Origin of the sequence: Methanobrevibacter sp., from assembly GCF_030539555.1 — an archaeon.
GTDB lineage: Archaea > Methanobacteriota > Methanobacteria > Methanobacteriales > Methanobacteriaceae > Methanocatella.
Genome location: NZ_JAUNXX010000087.1, coordinates 1 through 3,110 on the forward strand (window position 1 = coordinate 1; position 3,110 = coordinate 3,110).

At 33.9% G+C, this 3,110-nt stretch carries 1 pseudogene; it reads right to left on the reverse strand.

What is annotated here, in order from left to right:
* Nucleotides 1-3,110, reverse strand: a pseudogene (locus tag Q4Q55_RS09595) (DUF11 domain-containing protein); the annotation flags it as partial.

The following is a 3,110-nucleotide window of genomic DNA, read 5'->3' on the forward strand; positions in this document are numbered from 1 at the left end:
AACGTTATTGGTTTCATTGGAATCCGGAGTAGTTGAAGTTACAACAGCAATGTTGGTAATTGTTGCATTAGTGATATTTACACGGGTTGTAATAGTTAATGTTTCATTGTCAAAGTGTAATAAATCACCAATTTGCCAGATTCCCTGAGACGGGTCATATAAACCAGTAGTTGCATTGTGAGTAACATAAATTAAACCAGAAGGTAATTTATCATTTACAACAACATGTCTTGCATTGTTAGGACCATTGTTAGTTACAGTTATAGTCCAGTTAATTAAATCACCGTATTTAGGGGTTTTATTGGATACGAGTTTTGTAATTTCCAAATCAGCGATAGCTGGAACGTTTATAGTTTCATTGTCATAATTATTTGTTTCATCAGTATCATAAGTGGAAGTAGTTACATTCACTTCGTTTGTAATTTCACCTGTGTCAACTACTTTAGTAGTAATAGTTAAGTTTTGTCTTGAATTTACCCCTAAAGTACCAACAGTCCAGGTATTTCTGTCTTTACTGTAAGATCCCATTGTTGGAGGAGTGTTAATAACAAATTCTAACCCTCCAGGAAGAACATCAGTTACAATTACATTTTCTGCAGTGTCACGACCGTGATTGATAACAGTAATAGTCCAAGTTACTTCATCATTTTTATTAGGAGTTGAATTGCTTACTCTTTTAATTACTTCAACATCACATTCAGGAGGAACATAAGTTCCATTTTCAGCCCAATTATTGGATAAATCAGGATCATAAGTAGAAGTGGTTACATTTGCAACATTAATAATAGTTGTATTGGAGTCCATGACTTTTGTATAAATAATCATAGTAGCAGTTTCACCATTTGCTAAACTACCAATAGTCCACAAACCGTTTGTGCCTAAATGAGCAATTTGACCTTTAGTTACGTAAGGCTGTGCTGTTTGACGCAAATTAGTTGGTAAAAAGTCAACTACATATACATTTTCAGCAGTGCTCGGACCGTTGTTAGTTACTATGAGTGTCCAGGTAATTTCATCACCGTAATGAGCAGTCTGATTGGATACCAGTTTAACAATACTAACATCTGCTTCAGTATCAACTTGAGTGAAGTTTTCAGCATAATTGTTATCCGGGTTATTATCGTTTGTAGCATAAACTGTAGCGTTGTTTGAAATAAATCCGTCATAAGTTAAAACTTGAGTGTTAATTGTTAAAATTGCAGATTCACCTTCTTCCAAAGTTCCGATATACCATCTACCGGAGACAGGATTATATTGTTCTCCTTTAGTTCTGGTCTGATTAATATATTTTAATGAATCGGAAGGTAATTTATCAATTACATAAACACCGGTTGCAGTATTCGGACCATAATTAGTTACATTTAAAGTCCATGTAATTACAGCTCCGTGGGATGTGCTTTGAGTTGATACCAATTTTACAATGCCTACATCAGGATTGAAATAAACAGTATCATTATCTTCATTGTTTGTGTAATCAGGATCAGGAGTTGTTGAGTTTACTACCGCAACATTTGTAATATTGGCACCTGATTGAGTTAATCTTGTAGGAATAATTAAAGTAACATAATCTTCAACACCTAACTCACCAATATTCCATACGCCGGTAGCTCTGTTATAGCTGGTTTTATTACTTGGAATTGCATGACCAACAATTTGTAAACCTGAAGGCAATACATCATCTACATATACATCATATGCTTTACTTGGACCGTGGTTAATTACAATGATAGTCCAGTTGAAAACATCTCCAACATTTACATTAGTAACAGAAGCGGATTTGATTACCTCTAAATCAGCATTTGAACTTACATTAACGGTTGCGTTTTTCTCTGGATAATCCCATACGTTCATTGTATTGTTCCAAACACCGTCTTTTAAAGCCTGAGCTTTGATTGTGATTCTGGCACTTGAATGAGCTGAAATATTAGTAACATACCATACCTGTACATCGACATAATTTATATATCTGACCAAGTCTGCACCATCTATTTGATATTCACCAGTATACTTGATACCATTAGGTAAAGTATCACGAACCTGAATGGTTCCGTTGTATAATGAATCACCTATATTATAAATATTCAAATAATATTCAATATATTCACCAGCGGAAGTATTAGTTACGTTAACTTGCTTATCATAATAAACATTTACTTCAATGGTTTTGTTTGCAACGTTATTGGATAAATTCCAATCTTTTTCATAGCTGGTTACATTAACAACATTGTCAAAGCTGCCGAGTTCTGTGGTTTTAACAGTTAATGTTAATGTCTTAGATGATCCGTTTGTCATGTTTCCAACTGACCAGATATTGGTTGAAGAATCATATGTTCCCTGAGTAGCTGATGCTGATACAAATGTTAAAGAATTCGGAAGAATATCGCTTACAGTTACATTGGTTGCAGTACTTCCCACGTTTTTAACAACAATTGTGAATATTGCCTCTTCACCGACAATATAAACATCTTTATTACTTGTTTTGCTAACACTTACATCAACGTAAGGAATAATTTCAAAGTGTGTTGTATTTGAAATAGCAGTATAGTTTTCATCATCAGGGTGTTCAGCGAAAATTGTGTAATTTCCAGCTAATAATACAGGGTCCAATGTTACAGTAAGATTACCGTAAAGACCTGTTCTTAAATCATCCCCAGTAGTATTAAGAATCACTTTATTATCATCGTCATAAGTTACAACTACATTAATAACCTGTAAATCCTCACGGTCATCCTGGTATAAATATTTTCCACCTTCACTATTTTCAACACCGTCTCTAGGGTGAATTTCATCTTTGGAAGTGGTACGTGTAGTGTTAGTTGTAGAATGATAATAGGTTACATTGTAGAGATATATCTGGTTTGGATCTTCAGCATTGTGAATAGCATTAATAATATTGTCTCCACCGACCATTGTTAAATTGATTTTAACCTTTTGGGTTTCATTATAATACATCGGTGAAGGAGGTTCTGTAATTGTAATGATAATATAACTCCAAGCCTGGTTGTTTAGGAAATTACCTTCTTCAATAGTTAAATTATCCCCATTATTATAAATTGCAGATCCGTTACGAGCTGTGTTTCCTGTGAAATTGGAATTGTAAATTAAATTAT